A 16,826-nucleotide genomic window follows, 5' to 3' on the forward strand; every position below is an offset into this window, starting at 1 on the left:
TCATTCCTCGGTCAATGCGGGCTTCGCCCGATCCAGCAGCGGCTTGACGATATAGTTGAGCAGTGTTCGCTCACCCGTCTTGATGATCACCTCGGCAGGCATGCCGGGTTTGATTTCGTGCGTGGTCAGCTTTTTCATCCCTTCCGGGGTCACCACCACCTGCCCGAGATAGTACGGCGGCATTCTGCCCTGCGGATCGGTCGTCGCGTCGGCGGCCACCTGCCCAAGCTCGCCCGGAATATTGGGCGTCACCTTCTGATTGAAAGCCGGAAAAATGATGTCCACCGGCAACCCCGGCCTGACCTTGTCGATCAAGGTGGTGGGAATCATGACATCGATACGCAAGGGCTCGTTTTTCGGCACCACCTCCATCAAGGGGGTGCCCGAAGCCAGCACCCCGCCGATGGTGTGCACTTTCAGACCGACGATGATGCCTTCCTTGGGGGCGCGGACTTCGGTATTGGCCAGTTCGAAAGCCAGTCCCTTGAGGCGGCTGTCAAGAGCGCTGACCTCTTTCTGGACCTCGGCCAGCCCGTTCTCGACCTCCTTGCGGTAATCCTGCTGGCGCGCCAGCATGCGCATCCGGATTTCGCCGATGCTCCGCTGCGTACGCCCCAGGTTTCCCAGGTCCTCGGAGATGGCCCCACCGAGTTGGGCCAGCAGCCGTTCCTGCTCGGACAGGCGGTTGCGTGGCAGGTAGCCCTCGGCCGCCATCTCCCGCAGGCCTTTCAGTTCCTCGAGCAGCAGCTTCGACTGCTGTTCCTTGGCGCGCCGGGTGGCCTCCAGACCGGTGGCGGAGGACTGCAGGCCCGCCAGCGTATTCTCCATGGCGCCCAGTTCAGCCTGCAGGGCAGCGCGGCGGGAACGCAGCAACTGCGTCTGGATGGCCATCGCACTGGCTGCTCGCGGATCGTCCTTGTCCTTCAACAGGTCTTCGGGGAAAGTGATCTCCGAGCGGCCCTGGACATCGGCCAGCAGCCGCGCTTCGACAGCTTTTGCCACCAACCACTGGGCGCGTGCCACCTCGTACTGCGAGCGGGCCTGTGTCGGGTCGAGTCGAAGCAGCACGTCGCCCTCCTTGACCTCGTCCCCGTCCTTGATCAGGATGGCGTCGACCATTCCTGGCGCGAGGTTTTGCACCGTCTTGCGATTGCCGGTCACCACCACCTGCCCGCTGGTTGGCACCCCCTGGTCCAGCGGTGCCAGGGCAGCCCACAACAGGAAGCCACCGAAGCCCAGTCCGAGCACCCACAGGCCGACGCGCATCGGATGGCCGGTATCCATCGGCAGATCAGCTTCCCCCTCAAGGGTCATGGGCAAGGCCTTGGGCCCCTGGAGACGATTCAACATATTGCGAATAGCCATAACGATGGTCCTGAATCAGAAATCAAGCGGGTTGAGGAGTGGGAACGCCGGCACTCTGGACGGGTGTCCGCGGCTGCGAAGCCGCCATCACCTGCTGGCGTGTGCCATAGGTCTGGATCACCCCGTTGTCCAGAACCAGTATCCGGTCTGCGACGGCGAGAATGTTCATGCGGTGGGAAATGAAGATCACCGTCTTGCCCTGGGCCTTCAGATCCAGGATGGCATGGATCAGCGCTGCTTCGCCTACGTCGTCCAGATTGGCGTTTGGCTCGTCGAGTACGATCAGGCTGGGATTGCCATACAGCGCCCGTGCCAGACCAATGCGTTGCCGTTGTCCTCCGGAAAGGAAGCTGCCAGCTTCCCCCATGGGCGTGTCGTAGCCACGCGGGAAGCGCAGAACCATGTCGTGGATGCCCGTCCGCTGTGCGGCTTCGATGACCTGGGTCGAGTCAATCTCGCCGAAGCGGGCGATGTTTTCCGCGACAGTGCCTTCAAAAAGCTCGACATCCTGTGGAAGGTAGCCAAGGAATGGCCCCAGTTCCTCCCGGTCGAGACTTTCGATCGGCCTGTCATCGAGCAGAACCCGACCCTGGACTTCCGGCCAGATACCCACCAGGCAACGCGCCAGAGTGGATTTTCCGGAACCGGACGGGCCGACGATGGCAATCACTTCCCCAGCGGGAAAGTCGGCAGTGAGCCCCGCGAGGATGGGTTGTGCACGATTCGACGCCGTCGCCACGAGGTTCTCGATGCGCACTGCGCCGCGTAGCGCCTCGTGGATCAGGCCGGCCGGCCGCTCGGGATGGTCCCGCAGCAGGGACTCCAGCGCTTCGAAGGCCTTGCGGGCCGATTGCCAGCCTGCCCAGCTACCGACAATCGTATCAATCGGTTGCAGGCAGCGGCTCATCAGGACATTCGCCGCAATCATCCCGCCAACGGTCAGTTCGCCCTCGATCACCAGCAGGGCGCCGGCCCCCAGCATCAGGGATTGCTGGCTGTAGCGGATGAACTTGCTCAAGGCCTGAATGCGCCGCTGTCGATCCTGCGACGCCGAATAGAGCGACATATGCCGTTGATGGTGACCCAGCCAGCGTTGGCGCAGGTTGCCCAGCATGCCCAGGGATTCGATGACTTCGGCGTTGCGCAGCTTGCTGTGCAGATACACCGCCTCCTTGACCCCGGCTTCCGTGGTTTTCTGCGTCGGCGTCTGGGTCACCCGGTGGCTGAAGATCGCTACCCCGGTCAGAATGCCGGCGAACACTAGGGAAAGAACGCCCAGCGACGGATGCAGCATGAACAGCACCAGCAGGTAAATCGGACTCCAGGGCGCGTCAAAGAACGCGAAGATGCCATTGCCGGTGATGAACTGGCGAACGTTGGTGAGGTTGCCGAAAGCCTCCACCGGGTTGTCCCGGCTCTGATTGAGGTGTGATTCGAAGCAGGCATTGAACACCCGGCTGTTGAGTCTTTCGTCCAGGCGCACGCCCAGGCGAACCAGCAGACGGGAACGTGACCACTCGGCGAAAGCGATCACGGCGAAGAGAAACAGGACGATCAGGGAAACCGCGACCAGGGTCGATTCATTGCGGCCGGTCATGAACCGGTCATAGACCTGCAACATGTAGATGGTCGGTGTCAGCATCAGCAGATTGACCACCAGGCTGAAGATCCCGACGACCAGGAACTCCCGCCGGAAGGACCAGAGCGTGGCCGTCAGCTCGCTGCGCTGAAAAAAGGAAGGTGTTTTCATGGTGAGCCGTAAATCGTGGAGGAATCTGAAAGTCGCTTGCGGATCGTTACGCGGCGGGGGTGGCAGCAAGACCAGCCGCGGGTGCCGCAGCCGGTGCCGTTGCCGCCTTGTGCAGAGCCGCCAGCACCTCGTCACGCGGCCCGGCGATCTGTACTTGTCCATCGCGCAACACCAGCATCAGGTCTGCAGCAGCCAGGACGCTGGTGCGATGGGTGATGACGATCAGAGTCGTGCCTTGTGCCTTGAGCCCCAGCAAGGTATTGACCAGGGCCGCTTCGCCGGCCTCGTCGAGGCTGGAATTCGGTTCATCGAGCACGACGAAGCGGGGGTTGCCATAAATGGCGCGTGCCAGCCCCACGCGCTGACGCTGGCCGCCGGAAAGAAAACAACCCTCGTCGCCGATGAGCGTTTCGTAAGCGTCCGGCAAGGCCAGGATCGCCTCGTGCAGTCCCACTGCACGCGCTGCCGCCTCGACCTTGGCCATGTCCACCTCGCCGAAACGCGCGATGTTCTCGGCAAGAGAACCGCCGAAGAGTTCGATGCCCTGCGGCAGGTAGCCGATGTGAGGTCCCAGTTCCTCCTTGTTCCAGGGGTGGATATCGACCCCATCGAGCCGTACCTTGCCGTTCGCGGCCGGCCAGAGACCCACCATCAGACGTGCCAGAGTCGATTTTCCGGAGGCCGAAGGGCCGACGATGGCCAGAATCTGTCCGGCCGGCAAACTGAAGGAAACCCCGCGGATGATCGCCACCTGTCCACCGGGGGCCGAGGCGACGACCCCTTCCACCGCGAGATTGCCCTTGGGCGCAGGCAGGGGCATGCCTTTCTGGCGCTCGGGCAAGGCTTGCAGGAGCTTGTCCAGGCGTTGATAGGCATCCCGTGCAGTAACGACACTCTTCCAGAGCGAAACCACCTGCACCAGTGGCGCCAGTACCCGTGGCCCGAGCACCCAGGCGACGATCATCATGCCAGCGCCGCCAGCCAGTTCTCCCCTGACCGACAGCCAGGCGCCCAGGCCGAGGAGCGCCGCCGAAAGGGTGGTCTGCAGCATCTTGGAGAGCGCGGCATTGCTGCCCGCATGATCGGAGGCCTCCGCCTGCAGGCGCAGGAAGCTGCGCTGCTTGCTCATCCAGCGCTGATGGATGCTGCGCAGCATCCCCATCGCCTCGATCACCTGCGCGTTGCGCAGCGTGCCGTTGGCGTAGTTCTGGGCAGCGATGGCGTCCTTTTGGGCAGCCACCAGGGGAGGCTGGGTATTCTTTTCGGTGAGGTAGGTCAGCAAGACCTGGAGGAGGGCAGCCAGCACCGAGATCCAGCCGAGCAACGGACTGATCATATAGATCAGAATCAGGAACAGCAGCGAAACCGGCGCATCCATCAGCGCTGTGAGTGCTGGCGTCGTCAGGAACTCGCGGATGCTGCGCAGGTCATTCAGGGCCTGACTGGTGCCACCGGGAATACGGCGCAGGTTGGCTTCGAAAATCGCGCTGAAGACCCGTTCCCGGAGCTTCCGGTCGAGCGCCTGGCCGGCCTGATGCATGACGCCGCCGCGCGCCCATTCGAGCAACTCCATGATCACGTAGAACCACAGCACGAGCAGGGTCAACATCAGCAAGGTACCGGAATTGCGGCTGTTGATGACACGGTCGTACACCTCGAGCATGTAGCCGGTGGGGGCCAGAATCAGCAAGGTGCAGAAGACGCTGAAGAAAGCAGCCTTCTTGAAGAAGGGCTTCAGTTCGAGGATCGCTGCACGGAGTTCAGAGCGGCTTTCAGCAGGAGTCATGAGGATTCTCTCGGAGTGCCAGGAACTGCCGGATGGCCGGTTCTTTAGCGGTTGGGTCGAAAACGGGGCTCACGACAGCGCCGCCGTGGCTTGCTGGATCGCCGGAGTGGCTTCCGGTTGGCTTGCGTGCACCACCACATATTCCGGCAGCTCGGTTTCCAGTCCGGCCGGCCTGTCCTCATCGACATCCACCGCCGCCAACCAGAAGGAAAGCTGGTACCCCTGCGGGGTGCGTGCCAGGACGATCTCCCGCAACTTTTCGTGCTGGAAACGCCGCTCATCCTCGGCCTTGAGCGTCAACTGGAAACGCATGCGCCCATCAAGGGTATACATTGAGAGCAGGCCCTCCTTGAGGCTGAGGGTGTGCCGGTCGAAATAGACCGGGGCACTCGGAAGAAACTGCAGCAGAGGCAAGGGGCGATCCGGATGGCTGGTGATGTTGAACGGGCTATTGGGGTGTTGCAGGATCAGACGGCAAGTACGCGAGACCGAATAGATCGCGTTGCAGACCATCTGCGATCCCACCTGCGGGAAGCGCTGACGCAGGTCATGGTAGGTGATGTGGTGCAGGGCCACCCGGTTCCAGCATCGGGTTTGCTGCACCACCGGCGCCAGCGCATTGCAGACCTCGGCGAACGCCACCTGCAAAGCCTGCAGGCGTGCCGTTTGCTCGGCTGTGGTGGTGAGGATGATATGCAACGGGGAAGTCATATAGGAGATGATACCACAAGCTCCTATATGAAAACACGGGAACCGTAAATTTTTTGTGGAAGTCGTGGCCGCAACCGCCTGCCGCTGGCTTGTGATTCAGGAAGGTTGCATATGGAAATTAGCCTTGAATCAGTCAATTGCAGATCATGTCTAATCCAGGTTATGAACTGCAACCCATTGATTCATATGGTCGTGCGATTGCCATGGCTTGTGATTCCGCGCACATCGTACAAACCGGGCAAAGGCTTATACTTCCGGACGTTGAACAGGAAAGGATTGTGATGATGTACGAGCTGCTTCGCCCAACCCTGCTGTTGCGCCTGCTGCTGACGATCGGGATGCTTCTGGCGCTGGCGTCGGTCGCGCGGGCGTCCACTTCCGTGGGCGAAGTGACCCTCAGCATCGGCAGCAGCCAGGTCCAGCGCGAGGGCCGGAGCGAACCCGTTGCCAAGGGATACCGTATCGTTCCCGGCGATGTCATTCGCACCACCACCAACGGGCACGTGCATGTCCGATTCGTCGATGGCGCACTGGTCAGCGTTCGTCCGGACTCGATATTGCAAGTGGTCGAGTATCGTTATGATCCGGCCAATCCTTCGGCATCATTGATCAAGTTCTACCTTGAAACGGGGACCATGCGCGGCATCTCGGGGCTGGCCGCACAAGCGGCTCGTGACAAGTTCCGCCTGAACACCCCGCTGGTGGCGATCGGCGTCAAGGGAACCGACTTCGTCACCCAGGCCGATGCCAAGCGCGCGGTGGTTCTGGTCAACCAGGGGGCGGTCGTCCTCGCTCCGCTCGATAACGCCTGTCTTGTTGACGGTTTCGGGCCCTGTGCCACCCCCCGTGCACGGGAACTGGCGGCGACCATGGACGGCATGGCGCTGGTGTATCGCCAGGCGGCTCGCGAGCCGCTGCTGCAGCCGGTCAATTCGCTGCAGGGAGGGGACAAGATCACCCCGACCTTGTTCCAGGAACGGATCGGCAGCGCCAGCACGGCGACTGCGGTGGCAGACAGCCGAAGCCCCGGACAGGTCCTGGCGCGGGAAGCGGCTGCGTTGGCGGAAATCCGGGCGCGGGCCGAGCGAGCAGAGACACCCCCGCTGACCAACAGCCTGATCTGGGGACGCTGGGGCGACAACGTCAGACCGGGCGACAACCTGACCGTTCCCTTCAAGGAGGCGCTGAGCGGTAATCGTGTCACGGTCGGCGACGGCTACTATTTCCTGTTCCGCAACGAGACCATCACCAATACCCTGACCAACGCCAGCGGCCTGGCGAATTTCCGCCTCGAAAGCGGCACGGCTTCCTATCGTGATCCGTCCAACGTGGTCTCGGCGGCGATCGTCGATGGCGGTTCGCTGAGCATCGATTTCGGCCGCAATACCTTTGCCACGCAGCTTGCCGTCACCGCCCGGAGCGTCGGGACCCAGGCGGTCACCGCATCTGGAACAATCGACCGGAACACCGGATACTTTCTCAGTAACGGTGCCGCTGACCGGGTGGCCGGAGCCGTCTCTCTGGATACCAGTCAAGCCGGCTATTTCTTCAGCAAATCCGTCGGGAATGGCGCCTTGATGGGTGCCACGCTTTGGCGTCGCTGAAGGAGCCATCCCCATGATTGACCATCTCAGAGGGATTTTTCGTCGCATCTCTCCGGCATTCGCCGCGGGCCTGCTGCAAAAACCGGCGCGGCTGCGACTCGCCGCCCTGTTCGCCGCCACGGTCCTGACGCTGCTGGCCACCGGCCTGTCGGACCTGTCCCAATGGGACGAGCTTGCGGCCAGCCTGTCCTGGCGAATGGCCGACCAGCAAGCCGTGGAGCGGCGCATCGTGGTCATCGATATCGATGAAAAAAGCATTCAGGCGATCGGCGCCTGGCCGTGGCCGCGCGCCCGCCAGGCCGAGCTGCTCGAGAAGCTGGACCAGGCGGGCGTCAGCCTGAAAATTCTCGACATCCTCTTCGATGGCCCCAGTCCGGACGATGCCCGCCTGTCGGACGCGCTGGCGAGCGCGGTGCCTACGGTCATGGCGCAACTCTTTTCCCTGTCGCCCGAGCCGGCAGTACACAGCGGCCAATTGGCGGGTGCGCTGCCCTTTGCCGCCTGTCCCCGGCCGGCCGAGCGGGCTTATGGCTACATGGCCAGCGACGCGCAGTTGCGCGCGTCGCCTTTCGCCGGCCACATCACGCCGCTGGTGGACCCTGACGGCGCGATCCGCCAGGTGCCGGCGCTGATCTGTCACGATGGCAAAACCTATGCCTCGCTGGCGATTGCCGGTGTCATTGCTGCAAGTCAGGCCGTTCCCGAACTGCACCCCGGCGTATCGCTGCTCGATCCGCCCTGGTGGCTTGACCTCGGCGGCCTGCGTCTGCCGCTCGACGGAGCCGGTCACCTGCGCGTCTCCTATCAGATGCCACGCGTCGGCCTGCTGGCGATCTCGGCCGCAGACGTGCTGCAGGGCAGGGCGCCGGTCGACCTGCTGCAGGGCGCCTGGGTGTTGGTAGGCGCCACCGCTTTCGGCGCCCGTGACGCCATCCCCACCCCGCAGGGGCGCGCCGTCAGCGGTGTCGAGGTGCACGCACAGTTGCTCTCCGCAATGCTCGACGATCGCACGCCCTATCGGCCACGCGGCGCCGCCCTGTGGTCCTGGCTGCTGGGGGGGCTGAGCGCGTTGCTGTTGCTCGCCGCCCTGCGCCTGGCGCCGCGCGGCACAGCGCTCGTCCTGCCCATGGTGGCCCTGACCAACCTCCTGGCGATTTTTGGTTTGAGCACCCTGATGCTGCTCAACCAGCACCTCTGGCTGGGCTGGGTGGCTCCCGGTGTGTTCACCGTGTTCGCCGCCATGCTGCTCAGTGCTGGCGAATTTGCTCGCCTGCGCTGCGAGCGCGAGCGCCTCTATTCCCATCTGGCCAGCTACCTGCCCGAACCGGTGGCACGTCAGGTGGCCACCCAGGAGCCGTGTGCGCAGGTGCGCGCCACACGCTGCGAAGCGACCGTGCTGCACGCCGACCTGCGCAACTTCTCCGCCTATTGCGCAGGCCGCCCGCCGGAGGAAACCGCCATGGTTCTGCATCTGTTCTTCACCACGGCCAGCCGCATCGTCGAAGCGCATGGCGGGGTGGTCGAACAGATGGTCGGCGACAGCCTGCTGGCGGTCTGGAACGGCTCGGCGCCCTGTACCGACCACGGCGCTCGCGCCCTCGATGCCGCGGAAGAACTTTGGCGGGTCTGTACGCCGCAGTTACCGCGCATCGCTTCACGGCATGTGCCGCCGCTCGACCTGGGCATCGGCGTTGAAACCGGCACGGTCCTGATCGGATCTTTCGGGCCGGCCGCCAGACGTACTCATGCCGTATTGGGTGAAGCAGTGACCATCGCCACTCGCCTGCAAGCGCTCACCGGCGAATTGGCCCATCCCATCCTGGTCGGTTCGGCGGTTGCCGGCACCGACCCTGAACGCACCCACCGGCTCGGCGATTTCCTGCTCGCCGGAATGACCGAGCCGCGCACGGTGTATGCGATCCCTGTAAAATATCCCAAGGGTCATCTGCGCCTCGTCTTCGACGCGGAAGCCGAGCAGCAGACTACCGGCTGACTTCGATGCAGCGGCATTGGCTGCTGTCGAGTACAGACTCCCCAACCCCTTCCACGGCCCGCGCTGCAGCGGCACGGAGCAGTGCTCCGCGAAGCCCCGCCTTTGCCCCCGCGAGGGGGACGAGAGCATGTGATCGAAGGTCTGCATGTCGGGGAAGGTCGAAAAGGTCAAGGTCGAAAAGGTCGAAAAGGTCGAAAAGGCCGAAAAGGCCGAAAAGGCCGAAAAGGCCGAAAAGGCCGAAAAGGCCGAAAAGGCCGAAAAGGCCGAAAAGGCCGAAAAGGCCGAAAAGGCCGAAAAGGCCGAAAAGGCCGAAAAGGCCGGGAAAATCGCTAATCTCCCCTCCCCCCTCGCGGGGGAGGGGTCGGGGGAGAGGGGGAATGGTGACACAAAAAATCGTCAAATCCCTGCGCCAGCACATGACCGAAGCCGAACATCTGCTCTGGCAGCACCTGCGCGGACATCGGCTGAACGGGGAAAAGTTCAGGCGGCAGCAAGCGATTGGTCCGTATGTGGTGGATTTCGTGCATTTCGGTGCTCGTGTCGTCATAGAAGCCGACGGTGGGCAACACAATGAATCGCCAGGCGATGAAAGACGCGAGGCATGGTTGAAGTCACAGGGGTTCCGGGTCCTGCGGTTCTGGAATAACGAGATCTGCAATGAAACCGCGGCCGTTCTCGAGGCCGTGCTGGCTGCGGTCGAGCACAGCCCCCTCTCCCCCAACCCCTTCCACGGCCCGCGCTGCATCGCGGGCCGGCTGCGGCGGCACGGAGCAGTGCTCCGCGAAACCCCGCCTTCGCCCCTCGCGAGGGGGGAGGGGAGCATGAGGGTTGAAGGACTGCATGCCGAGGAGGGTCGGGGAGATCGCTGATTGCCCTCCCCTTGGTCGCCCCTCCCCCCTTGCGGGGGAGGGGTTGGGGGAGAGGGGGGAATGGTTGCACAAGAATTCGTCAAATCTATCCACCCAACCCCTTCATTTGTACCCCATCACCATGAGCCGGTCGACCTTTTTCCGCTTTTCCCCCGGCTCCATGATCCTCTGCGGAATCGCGCTGTGGGCTGCGGCCGTCGGCCCGGCGGCGGCATCCGGGCCGGCTGCCAGCGACACCACCTGCCCTCCCTCCTTTCCCGTCCAGCCTCCCCTCCAGCCGGCCCAGCGCGAAGCCGAAGCGGCGCGTCTCGCCGGTCTGGAAGATCCCTGCCAGAACCGGGCCGATTATTTTGCCTACCAGGGAGTGCTGCTGCTGACCCTCGGGCGCCCCCAGAAAGCGGCCCTGGCGCTGGAGAAGGCCCTGCTGCTCAATCCCGACCTGGCGGGCGCGCAGCTCGACTACGCGCAGGCGCTCGCAGAAATCGGCCAACGCGATTCCGCCATCAGCCTTGCCAACGAGGTCTCGCAACATCCTGATATTCCATTTGCATTGCAGGCGTGGTTGTCCGAGCAACTGGGCGTCTGGAAGGGAGACGGCTGGCTGCTGGACTGGTCGGTCGAGTTCCTGGGGGGCGCCGAATCGAATCTCAACAGCGCCCCCGGCATCCAGTTCCTGACCCTGACCCTGCCCGGCGGCAGCGTCCCGGTGCAACTGGCCGACAACGAGCGCATTCCCGGCGGCGCGGCGCGCACCGCCTGGGTCGGCTCCGCCGCTCGCGCCTGGGGGGGCGGAATGGTCCTGTTCAACGGCGAAATCAGCACCCGCAACAGTCCCGGCCAGTCGGACACCAACCAGGCGATCGTCAGTGCCAACGCCGCCTACTTTCATCCCTTCCTCGACGGGCAGATCGGCCTCCGTTTCGGTCAGACCCGGCTCTGGATGGCCAACCAGCCGACTTACACCAGCACCGGCTGGGGTCTGCTCTACCAGCTCCCGCTGCCCTTTGCACCCGCCGGCTGCGCCAGCAATCTCGGCTACAGCGTGGAAAACCGGGATTTTCCCGCGGCCCCGCTGCAGGCCGGCCGCTACGCCGGCCCCAAGGCCTGGCTGTTCTGTCGAGGCGAAGTCTGGGATTTCAACGTCCTGTTGCAGGATCGCAAAGACCGCGCGCGCGACTCCGACCGGCTGGGCGGCGACCAGCGGCGCTCCGACATCACCCTCGGCATTGCCCGCAGACTGGGGCCGGACACCGTGTCGCTGTGGGTCCAGCGTGGCCGGGACCTCGACGACCTGCCCTACAATCCGCTGCTCGGCGGCCAGCCGCGCCGCGTCGATCGTTTGGCCAGCCGCCTCTCCTACGAACATCCGCTGGCCGATCAGTGGTCTATCGTCACTTATTTGGAAAATACGTTGCAAAAAAGCAACATCGCTCTGTTCAACATGGAAAATCGTGCGATATACTTCGGCCTCAAGTTTCACGGGCGCTGATCCGGGTTTTCTTCCTGCGGCCGTGGGACTGATGGTTTTGTCATAGACAGGGCAGCGAACCGCGAGTAGTGTCTGAGTAAGGTCTTTGTGATTGCAATCACAAACAGGCGGGATTCCGGAAAGCTACCATGTGCTCGTCTGATGGTGTGGCCTCTCTGGCGAAAAGCAGGATCGCCCGAGACCAGGCGGTTCCGGGGAAGCAATGCAGCGAAAGCCGACCGGACAAAAGATGAAGCACTTTGCCTCAGACTGTTTTGGCGAGTATCCAAAAACTAGGCCTCGGCTTTGTGCGCAAAATTTATTCAACCTTTGAAAGGAAGTTTCATGATCACCCCTTCCACTAATAGTATCGTCACTGCACGCTACGCCGGTGCGCTGTACAATCTGGCGCTTAACTACAGCACCACCCAGGAGGTTCTGGCTGCGACCGCGACTCCTGGCGCCATGACGGATGTCGAGAACCAGTTGTTCATCCGCGACTTCTCCAATATGGCGACCGGCGACGTGGCAACCATCGTCGCCACCAACCTGGGGTTGACCGGCGATGCTTTCGATGCGGCGGTCGTTTTCCTCACCGGCTGGATCACCGGTACCGTATTTACTGAGCGGGGCGCGGTCATCGCCCAGATCGTGAACAACTTTTCCCTGATGACCGAAGACCCGACCTTCGGTACCTTCGCCAAGGCCTGGAACATCAAGGTGGGTAACGCGGTTGCGTACGCCCAGAATTCCTCGAGCACGGCCACCATCGACTTCCCCCTGGTTCCCAGTTCTAACCCGGATTCTTTCACGCTCACCAACGGCACCGACATCGCCACCGCCAACATCTTCACCGCTGGCCTGGTCTACACCCCGGGCGGTGATGATCGCATCAACTCCCTGCAGGACGAAGACCAACTGACCGGCGCCGGCACCGACCCGAGGCTCGACGCCACGCTGGGTAACGCCAATGACAACGGTGGCGCGATCGTCACGCCGAAACTAACCGGCATTTCCGTCATCAACACCGCCTTTACTGGCTCGGGTGGTGGTGCTGTCACGGCGCTTGACCTGCAGGATGCCACCGGCCAGACCGCAGTCAACATCACCCGCATCTCCCAAGCCATCAACAGTGCTGAAGTGGGCAACATCATGACGCCTGCGGCTTCGCTTTCCCTGGCCAACACCAACGCCAACCAGGCCGGTACCGCCGAGTTCTCCTACGGTGCTGATGTCCTCAAGGACATCAACCAGGGCAGTCTCAGGGTTTCCAACGTCCAGATCGGCACGCTGAACGTCGGTGAAAACACCTCGACCATCGGCGCCCGTGGCGTCGGTCTCAATGGTTTCGAACAACTCGCCCTGACCTCCACGGGCGGTGCGTCCAACACCATCGGCATTCTGGGTCTGCCAATGGATACCGGTACGGCGGGCAAGCTCACCATCACTGGCGATCAGAACCTGGCACTGGGTGCCCCGGTGCCCGTGATCCTCGGCAATACGGTCGAGTCGCTTACCTACCAAAATGGCGTGACACAGGCCAATGGCCGCCTCGCCGCCATTGATGCCTCCGGTTTTACCAAAAACCTGACCCTGAACATCCAGACGGGATTGCTTTCCTCCGGCAAAGCGGACACCTCCGGCGTTCCTCAGAATGTCACTATCACTGGTGGTTCGGGTAATGACCGATTCATCCTGGGTGACATCGTTCAGGCCGGCGACAGTCTCACCGGCGGCGCCGGTACGGACACGCTGATTGTCACCTCCGCCGGCACAGTCAACTCCGTGTCTTCGGTCATTACCAGCATGGAAAACCTCGAGGTCCGGGCTTCCGCGGGCGGTGCCGTAACGGTTGATTTCGACAAGCTGCCGGATACCCTCCTCACCTTGGTTCGCAACGAAGGTTCAGCCAATGGTGCCCCGGTCGCCAGATCCCTGGTCACCAACCTCAACAACCTGACCGCGGTCGAAGCAGCTGCTCTGAACACCCAGCACAGCAACACCGGCTCCAACGGCATTCTGCAAAATACCATCAACGCCACTTTGAAGACGGCCGCCGGTGCTACCGATCTCGTATCCCTGACCATTGCAGACGGTCTGAACATCGATCCGCGCTTCAACCTGATCTTGGGAACCCAGAACGCCTCTGGCGCGACCGGCAATGTCGAGAACGTCACCCTCGTGGATAGCGATACCGAATCCAATACGGTTGCCTTGTCCAGGGTTGCTCAACACACCGGAACGGTCACCCTGAGTGGCGGCCTGGCTGGCACTTTCCTGAACCTGGATACCACCGCCGCTGGCGCCAACGGCGGCATCTACCAGTATGAGACCAACGGTGCATCTGACCTGAATAGCTCCAACGCCGGTCCTACGGTTGCTCGCATCGCCGACCTATCCCTGGTCGCAGGTCAAGTCAAACTGGTTGCTGCGAAGATCGATGCTTCTGCTGAAGCTTCTGACGTGGTCGTGCGAGTCAGCACCAATGCCCTCTCGGCGGTTGGTGCGCAGAACGTCGTCATGGGTTCTGGCAACGACACAGTGATCTTTGATAACGTACCGGCCGGGGCGGTCCCAGATACCCGCGCAGGCCTGACGATCTCCGATACGGTCACAGGCGGTGCGGGTAATGACGCCTTGGTCATCGATGGTCAAAATACTCCTGTCACCCTGGGCGCTTCCGAGTGGACCAATGTCTCCGGTTTTGAAACCATCCGTGTGGTGGGTAACGGTGCGGCGGTCAACAACGCCGCGGGTGCAGTCAACAGCTACAATCTGACCGTGACCAACAACCTTCTGGCCACCAACAAGGATGCGAGCGGTTCGCTGGCCTTCGTTTCCGATAACGACCTGTTCAACAACACTGGTCGTACCCTTGCCCAAGCTGCTGCGGCAACCGTGACCGACGCCGATGGTGTCGCCCGTCCGGTTGCCAACGATCTCAACCTGTCCTCCGGTGGGGTCACCCTTGATGCCCGCACCCTCAATGCCGGCAGCAAGTGGTCCTTCAAAGGCAACGAAGGTCCGGGTCGTTCCGCCGACCGCATCATCATGTCCGATGCCAACATCGATGGCAATGCGATCATCGACGGCGGTGCAGTCGACAACATCACCAACAACAGCGGTGTGTCCTCGCTGAATGGCACCAGCTTCGTCGGTCAGGACATCGACAACAACGGTTCCAACATTACCGCCATCGGTAACGCTGACGTTATCGAAGTTCGCGACGCTGCGGTGGTGGCTCAAGGCGACTTGGCGAATGTCAAAAACATCGGCACCCTGTCTTTCGTCAACGATCTGGCGGTCACTCAGGTCAGCACGCTGCAACTCAATGACAGCATCGTGGATTCCATGGTGGACAGCTACCAGGCGTCCGTTTCTCGTGCGGCCGTGGCCACGCAGACCACCGGCGGTGCAAACGTGGAAATCCTCACGGTCAATGCCGTCGATAACCTGAACGTGGCTGGTGCGACGACCGGCCTGACGATTCAAGCCGAGACCCTGACCGACAAGTCCGACCTCGGTATCACCCTGGGCCGCGGCGCGAACAACGTGGCAACTGGTGGGGGTCAGGACAATGTGGTTCTGCTGGGTAACTACCTGGCCGGTGTCTACGCTACCGTTGAAAACGGAGTGAGGGTCAACGACCAAGCCAATAATGTGGCCGGTCAACGGGTTGTGACCGATACCATCAATTTAGATGGCGGTATTGACACGCTGACGACTTATGGTGCCATCAACCTGGCTGGCGCAACGCTGTCCGGTATCGATATCTTGGTGATCAACTCCGATGTAACCCTGACGCAAGCCGAGTACAACTCGATTGGTGTCATCCGGTTCAATGGCGCCACTAACCACACTCTGACGATTCTTGATACGCCGGCCGGGGTTCCGATCGATGCGAGCAAGATTGTCGACACCGCCTCGGGCAGCATCGTCATCAACAATCAGTCCGCCGAAGGTAGTGTCGGTGTTCTGACGGCCGGAAACGGCGAGGGAGCAGCGCCCGTGCTCAACAATGGTGGCGTTCCTCCAGTAGGTGATTTCACCGTTGTCGTACTGCCGGTTGGGTCAACCACGCAGGTGACGGGAACCGCCGTAAAAGAGAATTTCACCTTTAATGCGGTTGCTGCGAAAGCGAGTGCACCCAATACGCAGATTCCGCTCGCCGGATTTGCTACTGGGGCGAATAGTGATATGCTTACCATCGATTCGGCAACGGCTGCTGGCAACATCACGCTGAACCAACTAAACGGAATTGATGGAATCGCTGTTCAAACCAACGTTATCACCCACGAAACCTTGATCAACTTCGGTCCCGATGCCAACGGCGATGTGGTCACAATCACGTTGGCAGGTATTGAAGACCAGTCTCTGGTTCATGTTACTGTCGTCTAGGGGTAGTCTTTGATTTGCTTGGCCGCTTGCGGGCGGTCAAGCAATCATCTTTTGGAGCAGACAATATGCCTTTTACTGCCAATGACGACATCAATATTCTTCAAGCTAGCGACAGCCTCAACGTAGGCGCTGGCCCCGGTAACGACAAATACATTTTGTCCGGTTTGCTGGTGGCTGCGGCTGGCAAAACCATCAACATCACCGATCCGGAGGGAAACAATACGCTACAACTGATCAATGGTCTGACCATTGTCAGCAGTGTGGTTGCTGGGAGTGCGGTGCAGTTGATTCTGAGCAACGGTGTGACCGTCAACGTGCTTGGAGCAAACTCTTTCCATTACGAAATTGGTGGCGACCCCTTGCTTGGTACTTCTGGTGTAATTCAGGACTATACTGCATTTGCGACTACCACCTTGGGTGCACCCAGCGTTCCGACCGGTAACGCTACCGTAAGTATCAATACACCGGTGACGATTGGTGGTGGTGGCGGCTTTACTAATATTCCACTGCTTGTGGGAACAAGCGCAGCAGTGACCGCCAGCGCCGCTAACGAAGCGTTTACCTTCGATGTGGCTGCTGCCAAGGCTAGTGTTGCGAACACACAAATCCCGATCAATGGCTTTTCCGCGACTAATGACAAGCTGGTCATTGACACATTAACAGCGCTGGGTAACACTACGCTAGCTGCACTGAGCGGTGTGGATGGAATTGCGGTTCAAGCCAACATCATCACCCAAGAAACATTGATTAACTTCGGTTCTGATGCCAACGGCGATGTGATCACGGTCGAACTGGCAGGTATTACAGACCCGTCTTTGGTTCATGTTACAATCATTTAATTCCAAATTCTAACAAACTACTGTGCCTCGCCTAGTCGCTTCG

The 16,826-nt window shown here is 61.5% G+C and carries 10 protein-coding genes; 6 read left to right on the forward strand and 4 right to left on the reverse strand.

The window, feature by feature from the left end:
* The 4 genes from V5B39_RS06565 to V5B39_RS06580 all read right to left on the reverse strand — a co-directional run bounded on the left by V5B39_RS06565 (window position 1) and on the right by V5B39_RS06580 (window position 5,612).
* Complete coding sequence (locus V5B39_RS06565; RefSeq protein ID WP_332342122.1) at window positions 1–1,350, reverse strand: HlyD family type I secretion periplasmic adaptor subunit; 1,350 nt, start codon at window positions 1,348–1,350, stop codon at window positions 1–3.
* Between the two features lie 37 nt (window positions 1,351–1,387).
* Window positions 1,388–3,115: a type I secretion system permease/ATPase gene (locus V5B39_RS06570; RefSeq protein ID WP_332342123.1), complete on the reverse strand. Its 1,728-nt coding sequence runs from the start codon at window positions 3,113–3,115 to the stop codon at window positions 1,388–1,390.
* A 46-nt stretch (window positions 3,116–3,161) separates the two neighbouring features.
* The gene (locus tag V5B39_RS06575; RefSeq protein ID WP_332342124.1) at window positions 3,162–4,901 is read right to left on the reverse strand and encodes a type I secretion system permease/ATPase; all 1,740 of its coding nucleotides are present in this window, start codon (window positions 4,899–4,901) and stop codon (window positions 3,162–3,164) included.
* A 69-nt stretch (window positions 4,902–4,970) separates the two neighbouring features.
* The gene (locus tag V5B39_RS06580) at window positions 4,971–5,612 is read right to left on the reverse strand and encodes a hypothetical protein (protein ID WP_332342125.1); all 642 of its coding nucleotides are present in this window, start codon (window positions 5,610–5,612) and stop codon (window positions 4,971–4,973) included.
* 281 nt (window positions 5,613–5,893) lie between these two features.
* On the opposite strand from V5B39_RS06580, the gene V5B39_RS06585 reads away from it, so the two are divergent.
* The 6 genes from V5B39_RS06585 (at window position 5,894) to V5B39_RS06610 (ending at window position 16,783) form a co-directional block, all read left to right on the forward strand.
* Window positions 5,894–7,216: a FecR family protein gene (locus V5B39_RS06585; RefSeq protein WP_332342126.1), complete on the forward strand. Its 1,323-nt coding sequence runs from the start codon at window positions 5,894–5,896 to the stop codon at window positions 7,214–7,216.
* Between the two features lie 13 nt (window positions 7,217–7,229).
* On the forward strand, window positions 7,230–9,209 hold the full coding sequence (locus tag V5B39_RS06590; protein ID WP_332342127.1) for a CHASE2 domain-containing protein: 1,980 nt from the start codon (window positions 7,230–7,232) through the stop codon (window positions 9,207–9,209).
* 377 nt (window positions 9,210–9,586) lie between these two features.
* Window positions 9,587–10,078, forward strand: a complete 492-nt coding sequence (locus V5B39_RS06595) for an endonuclease domain-containing protein (RefSeq protein ID WP_332342128.1) — start codon at window positions 9,587–9,589, stop codon at window positions 10,076–10,078.
* Window positions 10,038–11,567, forward strand: a complete 1,530-nt coding sequence (locus V5B39_RS06600; RefSeq protein WP_332342129.1) for a tetratricopeptide repeat protein — start codon at window positions 10,038–10,040, stop codon at window positions 11,565–11,567. Before V5B39_RS06595 ends, V5B39_RS06600 begins: the two co-directional genes overlap by 41 nt.
* Window positions 11,568–11,891: 324 nt before the next feature.
* Complete coding sequence (locus V5B39_RS06605; RefSeq protein WP_332342130.1) at window positions 11,892–15,944, forward strand: beta strand repeat-containing protein; 4,053 nt, start codon at window positions 11,892–11,894, stop codon at window positions 15,942–15,944.
* 65 nt (window positions 15,945–16,009) lie between these two features.
* The gene (locus V5B39_RS06610; protein ID WP_332342131.1) at window positions 16,010–16,783 is read left to right on the forward strand and encodes a hypothetical protein; all 774 of its coding nucleotides are present in this window, start codon (window positions 16,010–16,012) and stop codon (window positions 16,781–16,783) included.
* Window positions 16,784–16,826: the final 43 nt, after the last annotated feature.

Source organism: Accumulibacter sp., assembly GCF_036625275.1.
In the GTDB taxonomy this organism is placed as follows: domain Bacteria; phylum Pseudomonadota; class Gammaproteobacteria; order Burkholderiales; family Rhodocyclaceae; genus Accumulibacter.

Excerpts from the sequence above, each read along its gene's own strand:
- V5B39_RS06565 (WP_332342122.1), bottom strand. The coding sequence starts at position 1,350 with ATGTTGAATCGTCTCCAGGGGCCCAAGGCCTTGCCCATGACCCTTGAG.
- V5B39_RS06570 (WP_332342123.1), bottom strand. The coding sequence starts at position 3,115 with ATGAAAACACCTTCCTTTTTTCAGCGCAGCGAGCTGACGGCCACGCTC.
- V5B39_RS06575 (WP_332342124.1), bottom strand. The coding sequence starts at position 4,901 with ATGACTCCTGCTGAAAGCCGCTCTGAACTCCGTGCAGCGATCCTCGAA.
- V5B39_RS06580 (WP_332342125.1), bottom strand. The coding sequence starts at position 5,612 with ATGACTTCCCCGTTGCATATCATCCTCACCACCACAGCCGAGCAAACG.
- V5B39_RS06585 (WP_332342126.1), top strand. The coding sequence starts at position 5,894 with ATGATGTACGAGCTGCTTCGCCCAACCCTGCTGTTGCGCCTGCTGCTG.
- V5B39_RS06590 (WP_332342127.1), top strand. The coding sequence starts at position 7,230 with ATGATTGACCATCTCAGAGGGATTTTTCGTCGCATCTCTCCGGCATTC.
- V5B39_RS06595 (WP_332342128.1), top strand. The coding sequence starts at position 9,587 with ATGGTGACACAAAAAATCGTCAAATCCCTGCGCCAGCACATGACCGAA.
- V5B39_RS06605 (WP_332342130.1), top strand. The coding sequence starts at position 11,892 with ATGATCACCCCTTCCACTAATAGTATCGTCACTGCACGCTACGCCGGT.
- V5B39_RS06610 (WP_332342131.1), top strand. The coding sequence starts at position 16,010 with ATGCCTTTTACTGCCAATGACGACATCAATATTCTTCAAGCTAGCGAC.